Origin of the sequence: Pseudarthrobacter sp. PvP004 (genome assembly GCF_017876035.1) — a bacterium.
GTDB classification, from domain to species: domain Bacteria; phylum Actinomycetota; class Actinomycetes; order Actinomycetales; family Micrococcaceae; genus Arthrobacter; species Arthrobacter aurescens_A.
In genome coordinates this window covers 935668-958455 of record NZ_JAGINL010000001.1, presented here as the reverse complement: position 1 = coordinate 958455, position 22788 = coordinate 935668, and the positions used below count along the sequence as shown (strand labels likewise).

Annotated in this window: 20 protein-coding genes and 2 tRNA genes; 4 read left to right on the top strand and 18 right to left on the bottom strand. The window is 62.6% G+C overall.

The window, feature by feature from the left end:
- Positions 1–50: 50 nt before the first annotated feature.
- Positions 51–710: a spermidine synthase gene (locus tag J3A64_RS04345; RefSeq protein ID WP_011775143.1), complete on the top strand. Its 660-nt coding sequence runs from the start codon at positions 51–53 to the stop codon at positions 708–710.
- A gap of 12 nt (positions 711–722) precedes the next feature.
- Here J3A64_RS04345 and rsmD read toward each other — a convergent pair whose 3' ends face one another.
- From rsmD to J3A64_RS04325, 4 genes are read right to left on the bottom strand one after another with little or no spacing between them, the layout of a single operon-like run.
- Positions 723–1289, bottom strand: coding sequence for a 16S rRNA (guanine(966)-N(2))-methyltransferase RsmD (gene rsmD, locus J3A64_RS04340; RefSeq protein WP_238324317.1), 567 nt, complete (start codon positions 1287–1289; stop codon positions 723–725).
- 33 nt (positions 1290–1322) lie between these two features.
- A complete protein-coding gene (locus J3A64_RS04335) occupies positions 1323–3578 on the bottom strand; it encodes an ATP-dependent DNA helicase RecG (protein WP_210063693.1) in 2256 nt (751 codons plus the stop codon).
- The gene (locus J3A64_RS04330) at positions 3568–4644 is read right to left on the bottom strand and encodes a DAK2 domain-containing protein (protein WP_011775146.1); all 1077 of its coding nucleotides are present in this window, start codon (positions 4642–4644) and stop codon (positions 3568–3570) included. The genes J3A64_RS04335 and J3A64_RS04330 overlap by 11 nt, the downstream gene beginning before the upstream one ends.
- 22 nt (positions 4645–4666) lie before the next feature.
- The gene (locus J3A64_RS04325) at positions 4667–5680 is read right to left on the bottom strand and encodes a thiamine-phosphate kinase (protein ID WP_286139735.1); all 1014 of its coding nucleotides are present in this window, start codon (positions 5678–5680) and stop codon (positions 4667–4669) included.
- 266 nt (positions 5681–5946) lie between these two features.
- Between J3A64_RS04325 and J3A64_RS04320 the strand changes: the two genes are divergently transcribed.
- The gene (locus tag J3A64_RS04320) at positions 5947–6456 is read left to right on the top strand and encodes a DUF3515 family protein (protein WP_014922098.1); all 510 of its coding nucleotides are present in this window, start codon (positions 5947–5949) and stop codon (positions 6454–6456) included.
- A 67-nt stretch (positions 6457–6523) separates the two neighbouring features.
- Here the strand turns inward: J3A64_RS04320 and J3A64_RS04315 are convergent, their stop codons facing one another.
- The 6 genes from J3A64_RS04315 to leuC all read right to left on the bottom strand — a co-directional run bounded on the left by J3A64_RS04315 (position 6524) and on the right by leuC (position 13098).
- Positions 6524–7660: a D-alanine--D-alanine ligase family protein gene (locus tag J3A64_RS04315; RefSeq protein WP_011775149.1), complete on the bottom strand. Its 1137-nt coding sequence runs from the start codon at positions 7658–7660 to the stop codon at positions 6524–6526.
- Positions 7660–8712, bottom strand: coding sequence for an NAD(P)H-dependent glycerol-3-phosphate dehydrogenase (locus tag J3A64_RS04310; protein ID WP_011775150.1), 1053 nt, complete (start codon positions 8710–8712; stop codon positions 7660–7662). The genes J3A64_RS04315 and J3A64_RS04310 overlap by 1 nt, the downstream gene beginning before the upstream one ends.
- A complete protein-coding gene (locus tag J3A64_RS04305) occupies positions 8709–9482 on the bottom strand; it encodes a 1-acyl-sn-glycerol-3-phosphate acyltransferase (RefSeq protein ID WP_210063691.1) in 774 nt (257 codons plus the stop codon). Before J3A64_RS04305 ends, J3A64_RS04310 begins: the two co-directional genes overlap by 4 nt.
- An 11-nt stretch (positions 9483–9493) precedes the next feature.
- On the bottom strand, positions 9494–10819 hold the full coding sequence (gene murA / locus J3A64_RS04300; RefSeq protein ID WP_014922100.1) for a UDP-N-acetylglucosamine 1-carboxyvinyltransferase: 1326 nt from the start codon (positions 10817–10819) through the stop codon (positions 9494–9496).
- Between the two features lie 209 nt (positions 10820–11028).
- Entirely contained in the window at positions 11029–11637 is a 609-nt protein-coding gene (leuD, locus tag J3A64_RS04295) for a 3-isopropylmalate dehydratase small subunit (protein WP_011775153.1), read from the bottom strand.
- A 9-nt stretch (positions 11638–11646) separates the two neighbouring features.
- On the bottom strand, positions 11647–13098 hold the full coding sequence (leuC, locus tag J3A64_RS04290) for a 3-isopropylmalate dehydratase large subunit (RefSeq protein ID WP_011775154.1): 1452 nt from the start codon (positions 13096–13098) through the stop codon (positions 11647–11649).
- A gap of 166 nt (positions 13099–13264) precedes the next feature.
- Here leuC and J3A64_RS04285 point away from each other — a divergent pair, with 166 nt between their 5' ends.
- Both J3A64_RS04285 and J3A64_RS04280 read left to right on the top strand, forming a co-directional pair.
- Positions 13265–13984, top strand: a complete 720-nt coding sequence (locus J3A64_RS04285) for an IclR family transcriptional regulator (RefSeq protein ID WP_014922101.1) — start codon at positions 13265–13267, stop codon at positions 13982–13984.
- Position 13985: 1 nt separating this feature from the next.
- Positions 13986–14522, top strand: a complete 537-nt coding sequence (locus J3A64_RS04280) for a DUF1697 domain-containing protein (RefSeq protein ID WP_210063690.1) — start codon at positions 13986–13988, stop codon at positions 14520–14522.
- Here J3A64_RS04280 and J3A64_RS04275 read toward each other — a convergent pair.
- The 8 genes from J3A64_RS04275 to J3A64_RS04240 all read right to left on the bottom strand — a co-directional run bounded on the left by J3A64_RS04275 (position 14519) and on the right by J3A64_RS04240 (position 22475).
- A complete protein-coding gene (locus tag J3A64_RS04275; RefSeq protein WP_210063689.1) occupies positions 14519–16138 on the bottom strand; it encodes a GTPase in 1620 nt (539 codons plus the stop codon). The genes J3A64_RS04280 and J3A64_RS04275 overlap by 4 nt on opposite strands.
- A complete protein-coding gene (locus J3A64_RS04270) occupies positions 16135–17916 on the bottom strand; it encodes a dynamin family protein (RefSeq protein ID WP_210063688.1) in 1782 nt (593 codons plus the stop codon). Before J3A64_RS04270 ends, J3A64_RS04275 begins: the two co-directional genes overlap by 4 nt.
- 110 nt (positions 17917–18026) lie before the next feature.
- A tRNA-Glu gene (locus J3A64_RS04265) sits at positions 18027–18099 on the bottom strand.
- A gap of 127 nt (positions 18100–18226) precedes the next feature.
- Positions 18227–18298: transfer RNA gene (locus J3A64_RS04260), tRNA-Gln, on the bottom strand.
- A 137-nt stretch (positions 18299–18435) separates the two neighbouring features.
- Positions 18436–19164 carry an HAD family hydrolase gene (locus J3A64_RS04255; protein WP_011775159.1) on the bottom strand — a complete coding sequence of 243 codons (729 nt, stop codon included), beginning with the start codon at positions 19162–19164 and terminating at the stop codon, positions 18436–18438.
- A gap of 14 nt (positions 19165–19178) precedes the next feature.
- On the bottom strand, positions 19179–20699 hold the full coding sequence (gene gltX / locus J3A64_RS04250) for a glutamate--tRNA ligase (RefSeq protein WP_210063687.1): 1521 nt from the start codon (positions 20697–20699) through the stop codon (positions 19179–19181).
- A gap of 124 nt (positions 20700–20823) precedes the next feature.
- The gene (locus tag J3A64_RS04245) at positions 20824–21600 is read right to left on the bottom strand and encodes a fumarylacetoacetate hydrolase family protein (protein WP_210063686.1); all 777 of its coding nucleotides are present in this window, start codon (positions 21598–21600) and stop codon (positions 20824–20826) included.
- Positions 21601–21623: 23 nt separating this feature from the next.
- Positions 21624–22475: an MBL fold metallo-hydrolase gene (locus tag J3A64_RS04240; RefSeq protein ID WP_374100532.1), complete on the bottom strand. Its 852-nt coding sequence runs from the start codon at positions 22473–22475 to the stop codon at positions 21624–21626.
- Positions 22476–22788: the final 313 nt, after the last annotated feature.

Below are 22788 nucleotides of genomic sequence, written 5' to 3'. Positions count from 1 at the left end.
TGATTGAGGGCGGCTTCATCCTCAGCATCGGCGGAGCCGAACAATCGCATGTGAACCTGGCCGATCCATCGGAGATCTTCTACGAGTACCTGCGCAGGATCGGGCACGTGGTGGACTTGGCTGCCGAACCCGGAAAACCCATCAGCGCCCTGCATCTGGGCGCCGGTGCCCTCACCTTGGCGCGTTACATCCAAGCGACCCGTCCGGGCTCGGAACAATACGCCGTTGAGCTGGAACGTGAGCTTTTGGACTTCGTACTCCAGAAACTGCCCATGCCTGAAGGCACCACGTTGACCACCCACATCGGCGACGCCCGCGACGCGTTGGCCGAACTTCCCGCGCAGGTGACGTTCGACGTCGTGATTCTCGATATCTTCTCCGGACCGGAGGCCCCTGCCCATATCGCCTGCCGGGAATTCTATGAAGAAGCAGCCGCGCGGTTGCGGCCCGACGGGGTGCTGATCGTCAACGTGGGTGACGAACCCGCGCTGACGCTCGTACGCAGTCAAGTGGCTGCGTTGCGCCAGGCCATGCCGGACGTCGCCGCCTTCGCTGAAACGGGAATGTTCGCTGGCCGCTACCCGGGCAATATAGTGCTGGTGGGCACACGCAAGCCGTGGTCCCCGGACTGGACCGCGCGGCTGCTGGCGCTGGGCCCCCACCCCGCAACCGTCCTCACGGGCGTGGAGCTGGATAGGATTACTGCCTAGCACCCGCGAGCGTTAGGCAGGCTCAGCGAACCACAACTTGGTCTCGCCGTACTTCTTGTCCGCGAAACATTCCAGAGCCTCGGGCCACACAGGTTCCGGGCTCCGCGAACTCCGCTCCACCACCACAACGGCCGCGTCGTCCAAATACGGTGCCAACTTTTCGAGCACGGCACTCAGGGCAGGCTCATCCAAGGGATAAGGCGGATCAAGGAAGACCAGATCCCACCTGTCAGCGTCGCCCGCACGCTCCAGGAACGACTCCACCTTGGAACGATGCACCGAGACCCTCTTGCCGCCCAGGAGCTGATTCACCAAATCCGCATTGCGCTGGCAGACATCGCTCGCCTTGGCATCAAACTCCACCAGATCCACGGTCCGGGCACCTCGGCTGGCACTCTCGATGCCCAAGGAACCAGATCCTGCATAAAGGTCCAGGACCCTGGCATCGTCAATTACCGCCAAGGATTCCAGCCGGGAAAACAGCGCTTCCTTGACCCTGTCGGTCGTGGGACGCGTAGCCGTTCCGGGAACGCTGGTCAGCGGGTTCCCGCCACCAACTCCGGCAATGATCCGGCTCACAGGGATTCTCCAAGTGCGAGCATCCATGGATCTCTATCCGCGTTCAAGGAACGCCTCCTTCTCAGGGTTCAAATACTCATCGATCGCGGCGGCAAGAACCGGCTGATGGTCCAACGCCGGGTCCTCCGACACCAGGCCTTGGGCGTCAGTTCGTGCACGGGCAATGATTTCTTCGTGTTCAAGTACACGGAGCAACTTCAGCGTGGACCGCCCGCCGGATTGCGAAGCACCCAGAATGTCACCTTCCCGGCGGAGTTTCAGGTCTTCCTGGGACAGCCCAAAACCGTCGGTCGTTGAAGCAACGGCATCCAGCCGCCGCCGACTCGGGTGTCCGGGTTCCAACGTAGTCACCAGCAGGCAAGTGCCCGGCAGTCCCCCACGACCCACCCGGCCGCGCAACTGGTGGAGCTGGGAGATCCCAAAGCGGTCGGCGTCGAGAATCACCATGAGGGTGGCGTTGTGGACGTCCACGCCCACCTCAATGACAGTAGTGGACACCAGCACTTTGGTGTTGTTGGATGCGAACGAAGCCATCGTCTCGGACTTCACCTGCGGATCCTGCCGGCCGTGGAGCGGCGCCACCGGGACACCAGCCAGCGCCGGCTCCTGCAAGAGGCTTTCGACGACGGCGGTCACCGAGGCCAGCTCCCGCGCCGGGCCTTCGTCCGCGAGCTCGGCATCGCTGGGTTCCGCTTCGCCAGGGCTGAAGTCGCCGTCGTCGTCCGAGCCGATCTTGGGGCACACCACATACACCTGATGGCCGGAATCGACTTCTTCGCGTGAACGCTTCCAAATGCGGTCCACCCAGCCCGGATTCTCAGCGAGCCCCACCACGTGCGTCGAAATAGGTGCACGTCCGGCTGGAAGCTCATCAAGGATGGAAGTCTCAAGGTCACCGAATACCGTCATGGCAACCGTGCGAGGAATCGGTGTGGCCGTCATGACCAGCAAATGTGGAGGCCGCTGCGCCTTTGCGCGGAGGGCATCGCGCTGCTCCACGCCAAAGCGGTGCTGCTCATCCACCACAATCAATCCGAGGTCCTGAAAGCTGGTTTTGTCGCTCAGCAAAGCATGAGTACCAATGACGATTCCCGCATTCCCGGAGGCCGCATCCAGCATTGCCTGTTTGCGTGCCGCGGTGGGCATGGAGCCGGTGAGGAGCGTTACTTGCACGGCTTCCTGAGTGGAGTCTCCTCCCAGCATGCCCGCTCCGCCAAAGATATGGTCCCGAGCCAGTGGCCCCAAGGTCTTGCGGATCGAGTGGAAATGTTGGGCCGCCAAAACCTCCGTAGGCGCCAGCAGGGCAGCCTGGCCACCCGCGTCCACTACCTGCAACATGGCCCGAAGGGCAACGATCGTCTTGCCCGAGCCCACTTCACCCTGCAGGAGCCTGTTCATGGGGGTATCGCGCCCGAGCTCTTCAGCCAGTGTCTTTCCGACGGCGGACTGGCCGGCGGTCAGCGTAAAAGGCAGGTTCTGGTCGAACTTGCTGAGCAAACCGTCCGCGCGCGGCCGGCGCGCAGTGGCTTCCTCGGCGGCGAGCTGCGCGCGACGGCGTGCCAGAGCCGTTTGCAGCACTAGCGCTTCCTGATACCGGAAGCGTTCTTGGGCCCGTTGCCAGTCCTTGGCAATGTCAGGTGAATGGATCAGACGGTATGCCTCAGCCACGCTGAGCAATGCGTCCCTTCGGACGATACTTTCCGGCAGCGGGTCTTCCAAGGAATCAAGATCCATGGTTTGGAGCAAGGCGGTGATTACTTTGTGGATGGACCAACTGGTCAGCTTGGCAGTTGCCGGGTAGACGGGGATGGGCATGGCGGCGAGCTTCTCCGGATCCACGGAACCCTCGGCTTCAGGGTCCTCGTCCAGCAGAAGGAAGTCGGGGTTGGTCAGGCCGAGGGCCCCGCCGTAGCGGGTCACCTTTCCAGAGAACATGGCCCGACGACCAGGCAGTAGTTCTGCCTTCGCACGGAACCCGTTGAAGAAGCTGACCTTCAACGTGCCTGGAACGCCGCCGCCCCCGGCCTCGTCCGTCACCACCACATCTGTGATCGAACCACGCCGGGCCCGCATCTGGCGTGTGCTGTTGGACAGCACACGGGCAATCAGCGTGACCTCTTCATCCAGCGGAAGCTTGTTGATGGGCGTCAATTCACCGCGACTCAAGTATCTGCGAGGGAAGTAGTTCAGCAAGGCTCCGGCCGTTTTGAGGCCCAAGTGCTTATCAATGACAGCCGCAGACCGCTTGCCGATTCTGCGTTCGAGGGGCAGTTCCAGCTCAGAATTCATGCCGTGACTGGCCCGGGACTGGGGAGGCTTGGTTGATGCTGGTGGATTCTCCGCCAGCTGGTTCCAGTGTGGCCGGTTCCTGCCCGTCATCACGGGGTATCGCCAGCTGGCTTACGGCGATATCAGTCGGTTCCCCCAGCGAACGTATGAGTGCTACAGCCGGCTCCGGATCCGGGACATGCACATGAACGCGCCAACGGTAGCTGATTTCGACGCCGGATTCGTCGTCATCATCATCGGCGCCCTGGGCACCACCAACTTGACTCATGATGACGGAATCGCCCATCTCGTCGAGGCGCTGGCGAAGGATGGCTGCATTCAGTGGCGAGAGGTTGATGGTGCACATGACCTCCACGCCATCGTCGGCAGGCATGTGCTCATGGATGTGGGGATCCTGCAATTTGTAGCCATGGAGACCATCCAGCAGTTCCTCCTGGAGTTCCTCACCAAGGACGGCAGCGCGGAGGCAATCCAGCACCAGCAGCATGCCCACCCCGCCCGCATCCACAACATGTGCTTCATGGAGCTGTGCGAGCTCATCTTCGGTCCGGACAACTGCTTGGTAGGCCGCCTCCACCACGGCGTCGAGCGAGAGCCCCAATGCATGGTTGCTGTCGTCGCCGCTTTGGGATGCATCCACCGCTTGGGCAGCGTGAGCGGCGGCTTCCAGCACAGACAGCATGGTGCCTGCCACAGGCTCACTCAAGGCAGACCAAGCCCGGATCTGTGCCCTGTTCAGGGCAGCGGCAAGCAGGGGTGCGCTGAGGCGCGATTTTCCCGCCAAAGGCTCTGCGGCGGCGCACAGGAACACCGCAAAAAGCGTGCCCGAATTGCCCCGTGCTTGCTCCATTGCTGCCTGCCCCGCGCGGGACAGCAAGGCGCCGACGTCGTTGCCGGTCTCGGTGGTGTCCGGCGCAGCTCCACCCAGGGCAGCCACTGCTGCCCGAACAGTGAGATAAAGGTTGGTTCCGGTATCGCCGTCAGCGACAGGAAAGATGTTGATCGCATTGAGACGGTCGCTGTGGTTGCCGAGGACAACCTCCGCCTTGCCGAGCCAACGTTTCATGGCGTGTGCATTCGCGGCGATCTTAGTCTGCAAAGTGATCCCATCCAACGGTGTCAGCAGTTTGCCCGGCAATCCGGACGCCACTGCCTGGCGGCTCGACAACGGCTTGCACCGAGCCTATCGCAGTGAAGCCCTGCGGCAGCTGAATTTCTGCCGGGAACGTAGCAAGCAAACCGTGGTCTTCTCCCCCACCGAGCACCCACCGCATCGCTTCCCCGCCCAGAACCGCAGCTGCTGGTTCCAACGGGGCTGCGTGAATCTTCAAAGCAGCAGGATCAAAGTCCAGGACCACGCCGCTGGCTCCGGCCAGCCGGCTGCCGTCCCGCAGCAGGCCGTCGGAAATATCCAACATGGCCGTGGCACCCGCATGCGCAGCCAGCGGTCCGGCTGCCAGCGGTGGCAGCGGCCGGCATTGGTTGTCCACCAAGCTCCGCAACTCACCTGACAGGCTGTCCAAGGGAATTTCACTTTCCAGCAGCGCCCAGCCGGCAGCTGCCCTTCCCAGCGTCCCTGAAACCGCCACGACGTCCCCGGGTTTGGCGCCGGACCTCAGCACCGGCGCCATACCGGCCAGCGTTCCGACGACGGCGACGGTCACCGCGAGCTCGCGGCCCCTTCCAAGGTCTCCGCCGGCAACGGAGCAGTCCTGGGCGCCTAAACCCACAATTGCCGCCGAGAGGCCATCGGCAAACGCTTCAACCCATTCGACGGGCGTTTCCGGTGGCATGGTCAGGCTCACCACGAGACTCGTGGCACTGCCGCCCATGGCATTGATGTCACTGAGGTTTTGCGCCGCAGCTTTCCAGCCGACGTCGTATCCCGTGGTCCGGTAGCCGTTACGCCACTCAAGCCTGAAGTCCTGATCCTGCGTTTGAGTGTCAATGGAGATGAGCGTCCGGCCGTCCGGGGCTGAGATCAGGGCGGCATCGTCACCAGGTCCCAGCAGAACGCCGGGGCTATGATGCAGGCGAGGAAAGATCCGGGCGAGGAGCTCAGACTCCGAAAGGTCTTGGACGTGCAACCGTTCTGCAGGCACTGCTCTCAATTCTTCTGCTGGCACTGCGCTCGACTCTTCTTCCCGCACTGCACTCGACTCTTCTCCTGGCAATGCTCTCCACACTTCTTCTGGCACTGCGCTCCACTCTTCTTCCCGCACTGCACTCGACTCTTCTCCTGACACTGCTCCACGCTATCGCGATCCACCGACAGAATAATGCGGCGCTGCATTGTGGGGGTTCCGACCTTAGTGTGACCCTGGCAACGCGAATCTGACTGCCAGCGCTTGCGGGATAGTCTGGATGAATGCACCGAAAGATCCTTCGCCGGACTGCTCTGGCCATCGCCTTGGCTTCGGCATCCGTCACCGCTTTGTCGGCTTGTGCGCCGGCCGTGGACGTCACGGCCGCCGCCGACGCCGCAAATCCTGCCTGCGCACCAATGATGGTGGCCCTGCCGGACCAAATCGGTGACGCCGCCCTCCGCAAAACCAACAGCCAGGCGACAGCTGCGTGGGGAGACCCTTCGCAGGTCATTCTCCGGTGCGGCGTGAACGTTCCCGGCCCCACTACCGACCGTTGCGTGAGCGTCAACGACATTGACTGGGTGATCAAGGAAGGCGATCCCGTCTACACCTTGACCACGTTCGGCCGCGAACCGGCCACGGAGATCTTGATTGATCCGGTCAAACTGGAAGCGGCAAACATCAGTTCCGCAACCGTGCTGACCGAGCTGGCAGCGGCGGTTGGCAAGATCAAGGCAACTGGAAAGTGTGTGGGCCAGGAGGACCTTCAGAACTTGCCGTCCGCGCAGTAGTCGACGCCCACTGACGGGCAAGAGTAGTTGTCTTTAGCACAACAACCACTATTGCCACGTACGTGGGTCAGCGCAGCCCGGTCTTGCGGGTCAGAGCCAGATGGATCAGTTCATCTATCAAGTCCCCGTAGGCCAGACCGGATGCCGCCCACATCTGCGGGTACATGCTTTTCGGCGTGAAGCCAGGCATGGTGTTGATCTCATTGATGATCAGCTCTCCGGCCGGGGTATAGAAGAAGTCCACACGACTGAGGCCTTCTGCTCCCACGGCGTCGAAAGCGACGGCGGCGAGTTCCCGCACGCGTGCGATCGCCTCATCCGGCATATCTGCCGGGCAGCTTAGAGCTGCGGCCCCGTCCTCAACATACTTGGCCGCAAAGTCGTAGAACTGATGTTCCCCAACTGCCACCGCAATCTCACCCGGCATGGAGGTACGTGGCGCATCCGTGCCACGGCCCTGTAGGACAGCGCACTCGATTTCGCGGCCCACGATGCCGGCTTCAATGACCAGCTTCAGGTCGTGGCGGCGCGCTTCATCGATGGCCGCGTCAAGTCCTTCCATCGAGTCAACTTTGGAGATACCCATGGACGAACCCGCGCGGGCAGGCTTGACGAACACGGGGAACCCGAGCTTGTCCACCCGCTTACGAACAGCCTCCGCGTCGGTGCTCCATTCGCGGTCTGTGACAGCCACGTACGGGCCCACGCTCAGTCCGGCGGACTCAAACACCACCTTCATGAAGTGCTTGTCCATTCCCACAGCCGAGGCCAGCACACCGGCGCCGACATAGCGCGTGTCTGAAAGCTCCAAGAGGCCCTGGATGGTCCCGTCTTCGCCCCATGGCCCATGCAGCAAGGGGAAGACAACATCCACCGAACCCAGTTCCTGGGGAACGGCATTGGGCTCGGTCACGATGAGCTGATGCTCACCACCCACTTCGGCCAAGGTTACGGTCCTGCCCGACGGCGCCACCTCGGGAAGCGCTGCGGAGCTCAAGGACCACTCACTTGTGTCGCCCGAAGCGAGAACCCACTGCCCCGATTTGGCGATGCCAATCGGTATGACCTCGTACTTGTTCTTGTCGATCGCGCCCATGACACCAGCGGCGGTAACGCAGCTGACGGCATGCTCGCTGGAGCGCCCCCCAAAGAGAATCGCTACACGGGGGCGGCCCGTCACGGGGGTGGAGTGGTCAGTCACCATCAGTAGTCGCCTTCGGACTTCAGTGCCCGGGCCAACAGTCGCGGCCCCAGGTCATCAACGGACATTCTGCCTTCAAGCACCGCCACGACGGCAGCCGTTATGGGCATTTCAACATTCAACTTGCCAGCAAGCTCGTGCACAGCAGGGCCTGACTTGATGCCCTCCGCTGTCTGCGTCATCTGTTCGGCAACCTGCTCAAGGCTGAGACCTTCGCCGAGCAATCTGCCGGCCGTGTGGTTGCGTGAGAGTGCTGAAGAGCATGTGGCAACAAGATCGCCGAGTCCGGCAAGACCGGCCATGGTGTGTGCTTCTCCGCCAAGAGCCAGCGCCAGCCGGGACGTCTCGGCGAGACCGCGCGTGATGACGGAAGCTTTAGTGTTGTCGCCCATCTGCCGGCCTTCGCAAATGCCCACGGCAAGTGCAATCACGTTCTTCACGATCCCGCCGATTTCCACACCTACGACGTCGGTGCTGGTGTACGGCCGGAAGTAGGGTGCCGTGCAGCAAAGCGCTATGGCAGCAGCGGTGTCGGCGTCGCTGCAAGCAACAACTGACGCCGTTGGTTGTTCCCTGGCAATCTCCATCGCCAGGTTAGGGCCTGAAACCACAGCAACGCGCGATGCGGGAAGACCCAGCTCCTGGGCAATGACTTCGCTCATCCGGGCGTCCGTGCCCAATTCCAGGCCCTTCATCAAGGAGACAACCACGGCGTCCGGCGCCAGCAACGGCTTCCATTCCCCCAGCTGCGGCCGCAGGGACTGGGCGGGCACGGCGAGGACCACCAAGGTGGCATCCCGAAGCACCTCCGCCACATCCGTGGACGCTGTGATGGATGACGGAAGGTCAATGTCTTTGAGGTACTGCTCGTTGCGGTGTGAAGAGTTGATCTGCTCCACAACTTCCGTGCGACGTCCCCAGATCCGGATACTGCGCTCAGATCCCGTAGCGTCAGCTGCGTCAGCCAGGACCTTGGCAAACGTGGTTCCCCACGACCCGGCACCCAAGACAGCCACGATGTCCGGTGTTTTGACGGGGCTTTCCACTGCGATCATTTGCTGTCCTCCCCTTCACGGGCATCAGGAGAGCCACCCTGAGTGAAGCGGCCGTGCTTGGACTGTTTGTGGACAGCCGGATCCCAGCGTTCAACCGGAGCATCTTTGCCGCGAAGAGTCTCAAGGAGTTCCGTGATGGCGTCCATGATGACTTCAGTGGCCTCGGTCAGTGTGGCGCGGTCCATCGGCCGGTCACTGAACGCACTGAGATCCACGGGCTTCCCGATGAGCACGCGAACCGTTTTCCGCGGGAACACATGGAACCGCTTGGCATAACGCGGGAAAACATCTTGCGCACCCCAGTGGGCCATGGGCACCACGGGGGCTCCGGTCTGCAGGGCAAGCCTGGCGGCCCCGGTGTGCCCCTTCATCGGCCACAGATCAGGATCCCGGGTCAAGGTGCCCTCCGGATAAATGATGATGGCACCGCCGGCATCCACCACCTCTTTGGCGACTTGGAGCGAGCGGTTCGCTCCCGCCGTCGAGCGTTCAACCGGAATCTGCCTGGTGGCGTGCAGCAGGGCACCCAGCACGGGGACCTTGAAGAGGCCTGTCTTCGCGAGGAAGTGCGGTGGCCGCTTCTGGTTGTACACCATGTGTCCAATGACGATGGGGTCGATCTCGGTGCAGTGGTTTGGTACTGCGATGAAGCCGCCAGGTGGAAGGTTCTCCACACCTTCCCACTTCTTGGCCATCAGGATGTTCATCAACGGGCGCGCGAGACCCGCCAGCAGCATGAACGTTGCACGGCTCTTGGCCGATTCCTTCAAAGGATCCCCCGCTACTTGGTGGTGGTGATGTCGAAATCGGCGCCCAGACCGGCCAGCTTCTCGGTAAAGCGCTCGTAACCGCGGTTGATGATGTCTATGCCCGTAACGCGTGACGTTCCCGTGGCGGCCAAAGCCGCGATGAGGTGGCTGAAACCGCCACGGAGGTCGGGAATGTCAATGTCTGTGCCCCTGAGCGGAGTGGGACCTGAGATCACTGCTGAGTGGAGGAAGTTCCGCTGTCCGAACCGGCAGGGAACACTGCCCAGGCACTCACGGTGTACCTGAATGTTCGCACCCATCCGCGCAAGGGCTTCTGTGAATCCGAAACGGTTCTCATAGACAGTCTCGTGGACGATGGAGACGCCCTCGGCCTGTGTCAGGGCAACCACCAACGGCTGCTGCCAGTCCGTCATGAAGCCGGGGTGGACGTCCGTCTCCAGGACGAGCGGGGAGAGCTTTCCGCCCTGGTGGTAGAAGCGGATGCCGTCGTCGCCGATGTCCATGCCGCCGCCAACCTTGCGGTAGGTATTCAGGAACGTCATCATGTCCCGCTGCGAAGCACCCTCAACAAAGATGTCGCCGCGCGTGACCAAGGCGGCAGATGCCCAGGACGCGGATTCGTTGCGGTCCGGGAGTGCGCGGTGGTTGTAGCCACCAAGGTCCTTGACGCCCTCAATCCGGATGGTCCGGTCAGTCTGGACGCTGATAATGGCGCCCATTTTCTGCAGGACCGCAATGAGGTCGATGATCTCCGGTTCCGTGGCCGCACCAATGAGTTCGGTGATGCCCTCGGCGCGCGTGGCGCTGAGCAGCACCTGCTCAGTGGCTCCAACTGACGGATACGGCAGCGAAATCTTGGCTCCGTGCAGACCGTTGGGGGCGGAGATATGAATACCGCCCGGACGCTTTTCCACCACGGCACCAAATTGGCGCAGGACGTTCAGGTGGTAGTCGATGGGCCTGTCGCCGATCTTGCAACCACCAAGGTCGGGGATGAAGGCCTCGCCGATCGCATGGATCAGGGGTCCGCACAGCAGGATGGGAATCCGCGAATCGCCCGCGTGCGCATCAATTGCTGTACTGGAGGCCGTCTTGGCATCCTTGGGATCCAAGGTGAGGTCTCCCGTCACCGGATCCTTTACGACGGTTACGCCATGCAGCTGCAGCAGGCTGGTGACAACCTCGACATCCTTGATTTCCGGCACGTTCCTCAGCACCGATGGTTCGCTGCCCAGCAACGCCGCCACCATGGCCTTTGGCACCAGGTTCTTGGCACCGCGAACGGTCACTCGTCCTGTTAATGGGACGCCACCGCGGATTGTCAGAACACTACTCATCTATACCGGTTTCCTCACGACTACTCGCCCCCCAAACTTACAAAGGCTCCAGCTAAGCATAGAAGCTCGCTTTACCGAACCGAAATGGAACCGCCCGACACCCCGCCTTTCACGCTCCAGGCGCACGCCAATGAAAAAGGACCGGCGGGGCCCCTTTGAGGGGGCCCTGCCGGTCCGAAAACCGCAGCGTTGCGACCTGGCGTCGGAGGCTACTGGGCTTGAACCTTCGCGGGAAGCGTCTTCGGCTTGAAGGACGGGCGTGTGGCCTCGTAGGCCGTGATGTCTGCCTCATGCTGGAGGGTCAGGCCAATGTCATCGAGACCTTCCAGGAGGCGCCAGCGGGTGTAGTCGTCGATCTCGAACGGCGCCACCACATTGCCGCACTCAACCGTTTTGGAAACCAGGTCAACCTTGATTTCAGTCCCGGGGTGGTTCTCCAGGACCTTCCAGATGAGTTCGATGTCGTCCTGTGCCACCTGGGCCGCAAGCAGCCCCTGCTTTCCTGAGTTGCCACGGAAAATGTCGGCGAACCTGGAGGACAGAACGGCTTTGAACCCATAGTCCTTCAACGCCCAGACAGCGTGCTCACGGGATGATCCCGTACCGAAATCAGGTCCGGCCACCAGCACGGAGCCGGCATTGAACGGGGCCTGGTTCAAGATGAAGGACTCGTCCTTCCGCCAAGCGGCAAACAAGGCATCCTCGAAGCCGGTGCGCGTAATGCGCTTGAGGTACACAGCGGGGATGATCTGGTCGGTGTCCACGTTGCTCTGGCGCAGCGGGACGCCGATGCCGGTGTGGGTAGTGAATGCTTCCATGGGATCCTCCTAGACTGCGATTCCGGTCAGTGCGCCTGCCGCAGCGGGCTCAAGGTCCGATGGCGAGCTCAGCGTGCCTCGGACAGCTGTGGCCGCAGCCACGACGGGCGAGACCAGGTGCGTGCGGCCACCCTTGCCCTGACGCCCCTCAAAGTTGCGGTTGGACGTGGAGGCGCAGCGCTCCCCCGGCTCCAACTGGTCCGGGTTCATGCCCAAGCACATGGAGCAGCCGGCAAAACGCCATTCTGCGCCAAACTCCTTGAAGACCTTGTCCAAGCCTTCAGCCTCTGCTTCCAAGCGGACTCGGGCTGAGCCTGGAACCACCAGCATCCGCACGTTGGGATCCTTGGCACGGCCGCGGATGATGTCGGCGGCAACGCGCAGGTCCTCGATGCGTGAATTGGTGCAGGATCCCAGGAACACGGTATCCACGCGGATGTCCTTCATGGGGGTGCCGGCTTCCAAGCCCATGTACTGCAGGGCGCGCTCGGCAGCTGCCTTGGCATTCTCGTCACCGAAGTCCTCAGGAGACGGCACCTTTGCGGACAGGGACACGCCCTGGCCCGGGTTGGTACCCCAGGTCACGAACGGCTCCAACGTGTCGGCGTCCAGGTCAACTTCGACGTCGAAGGTTGCATCGGCGTCCGTGGTGAGCGTGTTCCAGTACTCGACGGCGGCATCCCAGTCGGCGCCTTCCGGTGCGTGTGGGCGGCCCTGCATGTAGTCGTAGGTAGTCTGGTCCGGAGCCACCATACCGGCGCGTGCGCCGGCTTCGATGGACATGTTGCAGATGGTCATGCGGGCGTCCATGGACAGCGCACGAATTGCGGAGCCACGGTATTCCAGGACGTATCCCTGACCGCCACCGGTGCCGATCTTGGCGATGACGGCCAAGATGATGTCCTTCGCGGTGACGCCGGGACGCAGGGTGCCTTCAACATTGATGGCCATGGTCTTGAACGGCTTCAAGGACAGCGTCTGGGTAGCCATGACATGTTCTACCTCGGACGTGCCGATGCCCATGGCCAGGGCACCGAAGGCGCCGTGGGTTGAGGTGTGTGAGTCGCCGCAGACCACAGTCATGCCCGGCTGGGTCAGGCCCAGCTGCGGCCCTACCACGTGCACGATCCCCTGCTCCTTGTCGCCGAGGGAGTGCAGGCGGACACCGAACTCCTTGCAGTTGGCGCGCAGGGTTTCGATCTGGGTGCGGCTGGTCAGGTCCGCGATTGGCTTGTCGATGTCCAGCGTGGGAGTGTTGTGGTCCTCCGTGGCAATGGTGAGGTCGACGCGACGCAGCGGCCGACCAGCCAGGCGCAGGCCCTCAAAGGCCTGCGGGGACGTCACTTCGTGGATGAGGTGCAGGTCGATGAAAAGAAGGTCTGGCTGGGCATTGGCTCCTTCGCCCTCACCCTTGCGCACCACGTGCGCGTCCCAGACTTTCTCGGCCAGTGTCTTTCCCACGGCCTTGCTCCCTTCACTGCGGTTGGATGATCACATCCATTGAACTGTTCGTGATCCACTGATCTCTTCATCTACTGAAGCAGCTTCAACTACTGAAGCAGCCCTGCGGCAAAATAGGCCAGCGAAACAACTTGCATCTCAGATATTGAGACGGCAATATCATTACATGGACAATTCTAGTGGAGTCGGTGTCATTGATAAAGCGGCCCAGGTACTCGATGCCCTTGAGGCCGGGCCCACGACTCTCGCCCAACTTGTGGCGGCCACGGGCCTTGCCCGGCCCACGGTTCACCGGCTCGCGCTGGCCCTGGTTCACCACCGTCTGGTGAGCCGCGATATCCAAGGACGTTTCGTCCTGGGCAGCCGGCTGGTGGAACTCGCATCCGCTGCCGGTGAAGACCGGCTCATCGCCTCAGCCGGTCCCGTGCTCATTCAACTCCGCGACGCCACGGGCGAAAGCGCGCAGATCTTCCGCCGCCAAGGCGACTGGCGTGTCTGCGTGGCCTCAGCGGAACGCCCCATCGGTTTGCGGGACACCATTCCGGTAGGCACCCAACTCTCCATGAAGGCCGGCTCTGCCGCCCAGGTCTTACTGGCGTGGGAGGACCACGACCGCCTTCTCGAAGGGCTTCAAAATGCCCGCTTTACGCCCACCGTACTTGCAGGGGTACGACGCCGGGGCTGGGGTCAGAGCCTCGGCGAACGCGAGCCCGGGGTCGCCTCGGTTTCGGCCCCCGTTCGCGGACCGTCGGGCAGGGTCATCGCGGCGGTGTCTATTTCGGGTCCGATTGAACGCCTCACCCGCCAGCCGGGCCGCCTTCACGCCGAAGTGGTTTGCAACGCCGCCCGGGTTTTGACCGAAGCCCTGCGCAAGAACAACGACTGACATGAACAGCTACGCCGTGTTCCTCCGCGGCATCAATGTGGGCGGCATCAACATCAAGATGGCCGATCTCTCGTCAGCCCTGAAGGACTACCCGTTCACCAAGGTCAAAACCCTCCTGGCCAGCGGAAACATGGTCCTTCAGAGTGAACTCAGCGCCAAGGACGTCAAAGCGCAGTTCGAGAAGTGCTTGCGGGAAACCTTTGACTACGACGCCTGGGTGGTAGTCCTTACCGCCGCACGGGTAAGCGAACTTGTGGACGCGTGCCCGTACCCGGCCGACGACAAATCCACGCACAGCTACATCACCCTCGCCTCCGACACAGCAATGCTCGACGAACTCTTTGAGGCAGGCGAAAACCTGGGCGGCGTAGAACAAGTGCGGCTGGGCCCGGAGGCCTCCGCTTGGCTGGCCCCCGCCGGCGGTACACTGGCCAGCCCTTTCAGCAAGCTCTCCGCCAAGGCACGCTACAAGGCCAGTACCACTACCAGGAACTTGCGCACCCTTATCAAAGTCAGGGATGCGGCCGAGGCCCTCTAGCCGGAACGCGCGGCCTTCAGCGCCGCGTTGAAAGCCTTCAACCGCGTAATTTCCACTTCAACCGGCTCCACGATCCGCTGCTCGGCAACCGCTGCCACAGCGGCCTTCAAACGCTTTGCAGCCCTCGAAGCCCTGACGCGGGCAGCCCAGCCCCCAAGCATCCGCCCGGAAATCGCCAGGACAATACCCAACACCACTCCGCCCACGACCATCAAGGTAGGCCACGGCCATCCCTCCGTGCGGGGTACTTCGGGTACAGGCATCTGGAAGTAGCCGAGGACGGCCAACACGCCGAGCCATCCAAGGCCGCCAACGGCCAGCAGAAGCGCCAGCCATTGAAGTGTATTAAAGAGCACCCACCACAGCGGACGCTTCGTGGCCTTCAGATCAGTTCCGGCAATAGCCTGATCCAACGCATCAGGCAGCTGTTCCCGGCCGTCCCTGGCCACACCACGGATGGCCGCACGCCACGGACCAGGAGCGCCGGTGGATGCGTCGTCCGCGAAGTCCCTGACGGCGGCATCCGTCCGTGCTCGCTCCGGCGCGCCCGCTGGAGGCAACGATGTCCGGCTCAACTCAGGCCGGGTGTCATCCCTGCCCAGATTTAACCTCCGCAATGGATCAGGTCGGAAACGCAACAGCCATCGGGTGACGGGCCACCCCGTCCTCTTGGCCGACTCCCTCTTGAAAGATCGCTGAACAGCATCCACCACCACCGGTACATTTGCCGCCGTCGAAAGTTCTGACGCCAAGCGGGCCTTCGCGTTTCCCTTGATGCCCCGGGCTTCACCCTCGCCGGACGCCCGAGCGAGTTCCGTGGCGGCCCTCGTGACGTCCGCCGCCAGGCGCTGTGTTGTGGCCTCCCGTTGGACCACGACGTTCCGGATGGCACCGCGGAGGGTTTGGACGCCGTCGCCAGTCAGCGCTGAGGCGCTGAGGACCCGAACCTGGCCCAGTCCGTCCCGTGCCAGGATCCCTTCCAATGACTGCATGACTGCGGAAGCGTCCGCAGAACTGAGCTTGTCCACCTGGTTCAGGACAACCAGCGTGACGGCACCGTGGGAGGCCATGGGTCGAAGGAAATCATTATGCACAGCGGCGTCGGCGTACTTTTGCGGGTCCAGAACCCACACCAAGACATCCACCATGCCCACCATGCGCTGAACAATCTCCCGGTTTTCAACCCGAGTGGAATCGAAGTCCGGGAGGTCCAGCAGCACCAGGCCGGTGTGCTCATCTGCGAGGCCAGGGACCGGCGGCAGCGTATGCCGCTCTTTGACATCCAACCAGTCCAGCAACGGTCCGCTGCCATCTTCTCCCCAGATGCCCGCCAAAGGCGCCGAGGTTGTGGGGCGTCGCGCAGCTGCAGTCGCCAGTTCGCTGCCGGATACTGCATTGAACAAGGACGACTTGCCGCTGCCAGTAGCTCCGAAAAAGCCCACCACGGTGTGTTCTGCAGACAATGACCGCCGGGACGCTGCACGTTCCAGGACGTCATAGACAGATTGCAGCTCCTGCTCCGGAAGCACGCCTTCGGCGAGTTCCCGGGCCGTGTTGAGCGATTCAAGCCGGCGCTGCAACTGGGAAGACTCGCGGACCTGACTGTGGCGGCTCATGCGGCCCCTGCCAGGCGGCGCAAGGCTTTGGCATGCCGGGTGAGGTTGTTTCCGGAGCTGGGATTGGCCTCCTCAAGCCGGCTAAGGAACCGTTGCCTCTCATCGTCCAGGAGCCGTTGGCACTGAGTGTGCAAGTCATCCCTGGCCTGCTGGGCCAAGCGACGTACGGCGTCCTCACCGAACACCGCTTCCAGCAGTTTCTGGCCAACAACGGCCGTTCCGCCTGCGATGCCGATCTCCAAACCGCTCAGACCGGCAGTCATGGAGAACACCACCACCATGAGCGCAGCGCCGAGTCCGTTGACGCCGAAGGACAACCACCGGGCCTGGGTTCGTTTTCCCTGGCCCTGGGTCCGGATCATCTCCATCAGCCCTTCCTGCCAGGATCGGATGGCTGCTGCGGCCTTTGCGTCGAAGCCCTCGCTGGTGCCCGAAAGATCGTCGGAACCAAGGAGCTCCCGGCCAGCAGCATCCGCACGCCATCGCCTGTCCACGTTTTCGGCAGCGTTCGCGGCTTCGTCCAAGATCACCGCCTGCAACCCGGTCTCAATCGCGGTTTCAACCTTCACCGCGGGGGCGGGTTCGCCACGGAAGAATGCCCCTACGCGGTCCCGCATCCGTCCGATGTTCTGTTCGAGTGCCCGGAAGAACTCCCCCGTGCCTACAAAGTCCTGCCACCGCGCCAACACTTCGCCGCGGAGCAACGCTCCATCCTTAGTGGCCTCCAAAATGCGCGAAAGGGCTTGCCCATACTCAGCAACGCATGCTGCCTGGAGGTCGTGGGCTGCGGCATCCTGGGCAGCAGCAGCACCGGCGATTCCCTCCAACCGGACGCTGACAGCTTTGACAGCGCCATTGAGTGTGCGCCTGGCAACGTCTGCACGCCCGGCTGCATTGGCCGCCAAGGCACCCAGCCACTGGCGCAGGGGAATGACGGATTCCTCCGGCAGCATCCCCAGCCCATCCAAAGCACTCTCCGGAATGACGAAGAGTTTCGCGTCAGCCAGCCCCTGCCGATCAAGCATTGCTTGGAGGTCAGTCCTGACTTCGTCTTCCGCAGCAGCGGGCACGCGGTCCAGGACCACGGCTACGGTGATATCCCGCGAAGCTGCGTCCAGGAGCAGTCGCCAGGGAACGGCGTCGGCATAGCGGTTTGCCGTGGTGACAAACACCCAGAGGTCAGCGGCAGCAAGCAGCTGTCCGGCAAGCCTGCGGTTGTCGTCGGAGATGGAGTCGACGTCGGGCGCATCCAGGAGGGCTATGCCCTGCGGAACGCGGTCATGCCCCACCAGCACCAACGATGTGATGGCTTGTGCATCGGGAACGGCACCTGCCTGATGCGCGGGCATGGGATTCGCGGACACGGTTCCCCGGATACGGTCCAGGTTCGGAAGTATCCGGTGGCCTTCAAACCACCCTGCGTCCAGAGGATGATGCAGAAGGATGGGCTGGCGAGTGGTGGGCCTGATAGCACCGGCACGAGTCACCGGATACCCAATCAGCGCATTAACCAGCGTGGACTTCCCGGCGCCCGTTGAACCGCCGACGACGGCCAGCAGCGGAGCGTCGAGGCTGCGGTAGCGGGGAATAACGTAGTCGTCCAGCTGGGCCAGTGACTCTCGGATCCACTGACGTGCTTCCCGCACCTCCGGCACGGCGAGCGGAAGGGTTGTGGCCGCAAGTTCCGCGCGGGCATCTTCCAGGGTCTCGACGGCGGCTGCCGCGCCTGGTGCAGCTTGGGTAGCCCCGGGTGTTGCCTCATCATCATTTGCGGTCACAGCATCATCATGCCAGCCCGATCCGTCGCAGGAGCGGCGGCGCAGGCCCTGAGGGCAAAACTGTGGAAAAAAGAAATCCCCCGGAACCTGAGTTCCGGGGGATTTGTTTGTGACCCCAGCGGGATTCGAACCCGCGTTACCGCCGTGAGAGGGCGGCGTACTAGGCCGCTATACGATGGGGCCTTGCACTTTTTGTCACCGTTTCCGGCGATCAAGCTGAATGAGTATTTCATACTTTCAGCTTCACTCCAAATCGCTTCAGCGGCTTGGAGGTTCCGAATTTCCAGCGAATTCACGCGGATTTTCAGAGCTGGGATACCAGGACTCGAACCTAGAATGACGGTACCAGAAACCGTAGTGTTGCCAATTACACCATATCCCAAAGTGACTTTTGGACCGGAGTTCCTCGCGTTGGTTTCCCTCAGCTTTTCCCTCCGTGCCCCTCAGCACGAGTAATGACTCTACCGGAGTCTCGTCACCTGCACAAATCGGAAAGCCGTTACCTGCATCACATGATCCTTAGGCCGGAGTGGGAGCGGTGACCAGCAACCGGGACAGGGAGTCCACTTGGCGTCCGGTGAATGTTTCCACCACTTCCCCCGTCCTGTTGAGCCACACGCCGATCAGGCCGGCCGCGGTTGCACCGTCAGCATCAAGCAACCTGTTGTCGCCCACGTAAAGGGTTTCGCCCGGCCCGGTGCCCAACAGCCGCACGCCTTCGAGGTAGATCGCCGGATCCGGCTTTGGCACACCTACCGTATCCGTACCCACCAGAACCTTGATCCTGGAGAGACCTGCACCGTCCAGCTTGGCCCGCTGGTAATCATGCACATTGTTGCTGACGGCACCGTAAGGAATGCCTGCGGCATCGAGCGCGTCCAGCACGCCCTCCACATCGTCGAAGGCCCGCACGTACGCCGTCTGGCGCTGGTGATACTCCGTTACCCAGGCCTGCGATTCCTCACCTTCTTCAAGCTCCACACCAAAGTGACCCAAAGCAGCCCTGCCGCGCAGCAGCCGCTGCTCGTTGAACGTCAGCTCGCCGGCCAGGTAGCGGTCGTAGAAGTGAGTAGTTTCGTGGGTAAAGATGCGCCCGAACTTCACCCACCCGGCCTGGTCCAGGCCGGGCAGGAGATGTTCGCTGACGTCGCGGAGCGCCGTTGTCATGGCGTACTCAAGGTCCACCAAGGTGTCGTCAATGTCGAAGAGGACACCGCGGATGGTGCCGAAAGTGCTTGAGATAGCCATGACTGTTTCCGTTGTTAGCCGCGGAAAGCGCGGACGCGTGCGAGGGACGAGTCCTTGCCGAGGATCACCATCGACTCGAACAGCGGCGGGGAAATCCGGCGTCCTGAGATGGCGGTGCGCACAGGCCCGAAAGCTGCCCGCGGTTTGATGCCAAGGTCCTCAACCAGAGCCTGCTTGAGCGCGGTCTGGATATTCTCCGCCGTCCACTCCCCGATAGGCTCCAGTGCCGCCAAGGCAGCATCCAGGACTTCCTCCAGGTTCTGCGGAAGACCCTTGCGGGCATCATCCGCAACGTCAATGGCGTCATCGGCCTTGAACAGGAACGCCAGCATCTCGGGAGCTTCGCCCAGAAGGGTGATTCGCTCCTGAACCAGCGGGGCGGCCTCCGCGAGGATCTCTTCCTGCCGCGGGGTGAGGATCTCTCCGACGAATCCGGCGGCGCGGAGGTAGGGAACCAGCCGCTCCTTGAAGTCCTCGGCCGCAAGCATCCGGACGTGGGTTCCGTTAATGGCTTCGGCTTTCTTGATGTCGAAGCGCGCCGGGTTGCCCAGGACGTCATGGATGTCGAAGTTGGCCACCAACTGCTCCACGGTGAAGATGTCCTCGTCCGCACTCAAGGACCAGCCGAGCAGCGACAGGTAATTCAGCAGGCCCTCGGGGATGAAGCCACGTTCGCGGTGCAGGAACAGGCTGGACTCGGGATCACGCTTGGAAAGCTTCTTGTTGCCCTGGCCCATGACATAGGGCAGGTGACCGAACTCCGGCATGTACTCGGCAACACCGATGGCGTAGAGCGCTCGGTACAGCGCGATCTGACGCGGAGTGGAGCTCAGCAGGTCCTCACCGCGCAGGACGTGCGTGATTCCCATGAGGGCATCGTCCACCGGGTTCACCAAGGTGTACAGGGGGGCACCGTTGGCACGGACCACGGCGAAGTCGGGTACGGAGCCGGCCTTGAAGGTGATTTCACCGCGTACGAGGTCGTTGAACGTCAGGTCCTCATCCGGCATGCGGAGACGCAGGACGGCTTCGCGGCCTTCGGCCTTAAACTGTGCCAGCTGTTCATCCGTCAGGTGGCGGTCGAAGCCGTCGTAGCCCAGCTTCGGATCGCGGCCGGCAGCCTTGTGGCGGGCTTCGATCTCATCAGGTGTGGAGTAGGACTCATAGACGTGTCCCCCGGCCTTGAGCTTGGCGATGACATCCTGGTAGATGTCTCCGCGCTGCGACTGCCGGTACGGCTCGTGCGGTCCGCCAACCTCTACACCCTCATCCCAGTTGATGCCAAGCCATTTGAGGGCATCCAGCAGCTGGTGGTAGCTCTCTTCGCTGTCACGGGCAGAATCCGTGTCCTCGATACGGAAGATCAGCTTGCCACCGGTGTGGCGCGCATAGGCCCAGTTGAACAGGGCGGTGCGAATCAGGCCAACGTGCGGCGTACCCGTGGGCGACGGGCAAAAACGGACGCGGACCGGAGTCTCGGTGTTGACGGCAGGGATGGCGCTGGAGGCAGCGTTCGACGCAGAAGCAGTAGTCATAGTGGTTCCAACTTTACCGCTTGGCGCCGCTTCGGTTTCCCCGGCTGGGAGCGCCCGACGGCGGTACGCGCCTTTCGTGCGAAAGGCGCGTGCCGCCGTCGAGCTGTGGCCTTCGGCGGGGTGCCTAGCGGCGGACCACCGGGTTGGACAGGCGTCCGATGCCTTCGATCTCCACTTCGAAGCGGTCGCCCTCGCTCACCAGTCCGACACCGGCCGGGGTGCCGGTCATGATGACATCACCCGGGAGCAGGGTGAACGCGTGCGAGACGATCGAGACGAGCTCGCGTACGCCGCGGATCATCTGGTTGGTGCTGCCGTCCTGGCGGAGTTCACCATTGAGTCGGCCCTGGATGGACAGGTCTTCGTGGTCCAGCTCGGTTTCGATCCACGGGCCCAGCGGCGCCGACGTGTCAAAGCCCTTGGCACGTGCCCACTGGAGGTCCGTCTTCTGGACGTCGCGGGCAGTGAGGTCGTTACCGCACGTGTACCCGAAGATGACATCGTCCGCGCGGTCCTCGGGAACGTCCTTGCAGATGCGGCCGATGACGACGCACAGCTCGGCTTCGAAGGAAACTTCCTCCGAGAATTCCGGAAGGATGATGGGATCGTTCGGGCCGATCACCGAGGTGTTGGGCTTCAGGAAGAGCAGCGGTTGCTGCGGAACCTCGTTGCCGAGTTCGGCAGCGTGCTCGGCGAAGTTCCTGCCGACGCCAATGACTTTGCTGCGGGGAATGATCGGAGCGAGCAACCGCACATCCTCCAGCTTGTGCTTCATGTGGGTACGTTCGACGCCGTTGAAGAAGGGGTCACCGTTGATGACAGTGATTTCCTCACTGCCGGGCTCGCCTTCAACGACGCCGTAAAGGGGATCAGAATCAACTACAAACCGGGCGATACGCATGGGCTCAAGCCTACCGTCAGCGTTTAGCTTCGGAGGTAATCCAACTGGGCCGCCACGGATGTCTCAGCCGCCCACCTGACGGAAGGGTCGACGTCGGGATAAACGGCATCGGTAACGGCAGGTATCGATGCATCCTGTCCCAGGGAATTCAGCGCCGCCCTGATTTGATCGAGCCGCTGCTCACGGTGGTCACGGTACTCGCGGCACTTCTCGTCCAAGGCCGGTAGCACAGGCCCATGTGCGGGCAGCAGTGTTGCGGGCCCCATCGCTTCCAGCTTGTCCAAGCTTGAAAGGTAGTCGCCCAATCGACCATCCGGAAAGTCCAACACGGTGGTGCCACGACCCAAAATGGTGTCCCCCGTGAGGACGGATCCGGTGGGGCCGTCATGAGGGAGATGGAAACAGAGAGAGTCGGACGTGTGGCCCGGGGTTGCCACCACACGGATCTCCACGCCACCCGCGGTCAGGACCTCGCCGCCCATCAGCGGCTCGCCGCCATGGCAATGCTCCAGCAACGCAGCACGCACCGGCGCCCCGGTGATCTGATGGAACCGCGCAGACGCCTCGGTGTGGTCAGCATGCCGGTGAGTGATGAGTACGACGTCCACTACGCCTGCCGATGCCAAGACGGCCAAGTGCTCTTCGTCGTCAGGACCCGGATCCACAACCGCGACGTAAGGGGATCCCGGGGCGCCGATGACGTACGAGTTGGTACCGTCCAGACTCATCGGACCCGGGTTCGGGGCCAATCGGAAACGGGTGAGCTCACTGCTGCGCTGGAGGGAACTGCTGGGCTGGGGGGAACTGCTGGGCTGGGGGGAAGAGTCGCCATTGATGGGTGAGTTGCCGGAAGTCGCCTTTGATTCTGAAGTCACTGTCCCATCTTGGCACTGAACCAACCCTCTCTCACATCCCACACCCTTCACCCCAGCCCTCACTCACATCCCACAACCTTCAACCCAACCCTCTCTCACATCCCACAACCTTCCCAAGGCACGACGCCGTCAAGCGGCTGAGGTGCCAGCATCGCCGGCGTCGAACGCCCCTGCCGGAAGGTGAGTCAGGGTTCGACGCAAACCCGAGGGATCTGCGAGAGCGTCCGCCCCAAACCCGAGGGATCTGCGAGAGCGTCCGGGAAGCAGAACGGCGGCCCTTCCGCTTGTCTGCCAAGTGGAAGGGCCGCCGTCG

Coding starts and splice junctions, on each gene's coding strand:
- gltX (WP_210063687.1), bottom strand. CDS start 20,699: ATGACTACTGCTTCTGCGTCGAACGCTGCCTCCAGCGCCATCCCTGCC.
- J3A64_RS04280 (WP_210063690.1), top strand. CDS start 13,986: ATGAACAGCTACGCCGTGTTCCTCCGCGGCATCAATGTGGGCGGCATC.
- J3A64_RS04335 (WP_210063693.1), bottom strand. CDS start 3,578: ATGAATTCTGAGCTGGAACTGCCCCTCGAACGCAGAATCGGCAAGCGG.
- J3A64_RS04315 (WP_011775149.1), bottom strand. CDS start 7,660: ATGGTGACTGACCACTCCACCCCCGTGACGGGCCGCCCCCGTGTAGCG.
- leuD (WP_011775153.1), bottom strand. CDS start 11,637: ATGGAAGCATTCACTACCCACACCGGCATCGGCGTCCCGCTGCGCCAG.
- J3A64_RS04310 (WP_011775150.1), bottom strand. CDS start 8,712: ATGATCGCAGTGGAAAGCCCCGTCAAAACACCGGACATCGTGGCTGTC.
- J3A64_RS04255 (WP_011775159.1), bottom strand. CDS start 19,164: ATGGCTATCTCAAGCACTTTCGGCACCATCCGCGGTGTCCTCTTCGAC.
- J3A64_RS04330 (WP_011775146.1), bottom strand. CDS start 4,644: ATGAAACGTTGGCTCGGCAAGGCGGAGGTTGTCCTCGGCAACCACAGC.
- J3A64_RS04285 (WP_014922101.1), top strand. CDS start 13,265: ATGGACAATTCTAGTGGAGTCGGTGTCATTGATAAAGCGGCCCAGGTA.
- J3A64_RS04320 (WP_014922098.1), top strand. CDS start 5,947: ATGCACCGAAAGATCCTTCGCCGGACTGCTCTGGCCATCGCCTTGGCT.
- J3A64_RS04245 (WP_210063686.1), bottom strand. CDS start 21,600: ATGCGTATCGCCCGGTTTGTAGTTGATTCTGATCCCCTTTACGGCGTC.
- J3A64_RS04275 (WP_210063689.1), bottom strand. CDS start 16,138: ATGAGCCGCCACAGTCAGGTCCGCGAGTCTTCCCAGTTGCAGCGCCGG.
- murA (WP_014922100.1), bottom strand. CDS start 10,819: ATGAGTAGTGTTCTGACAATCCGCGGTGGCGTCCCATTAACAGGACGA.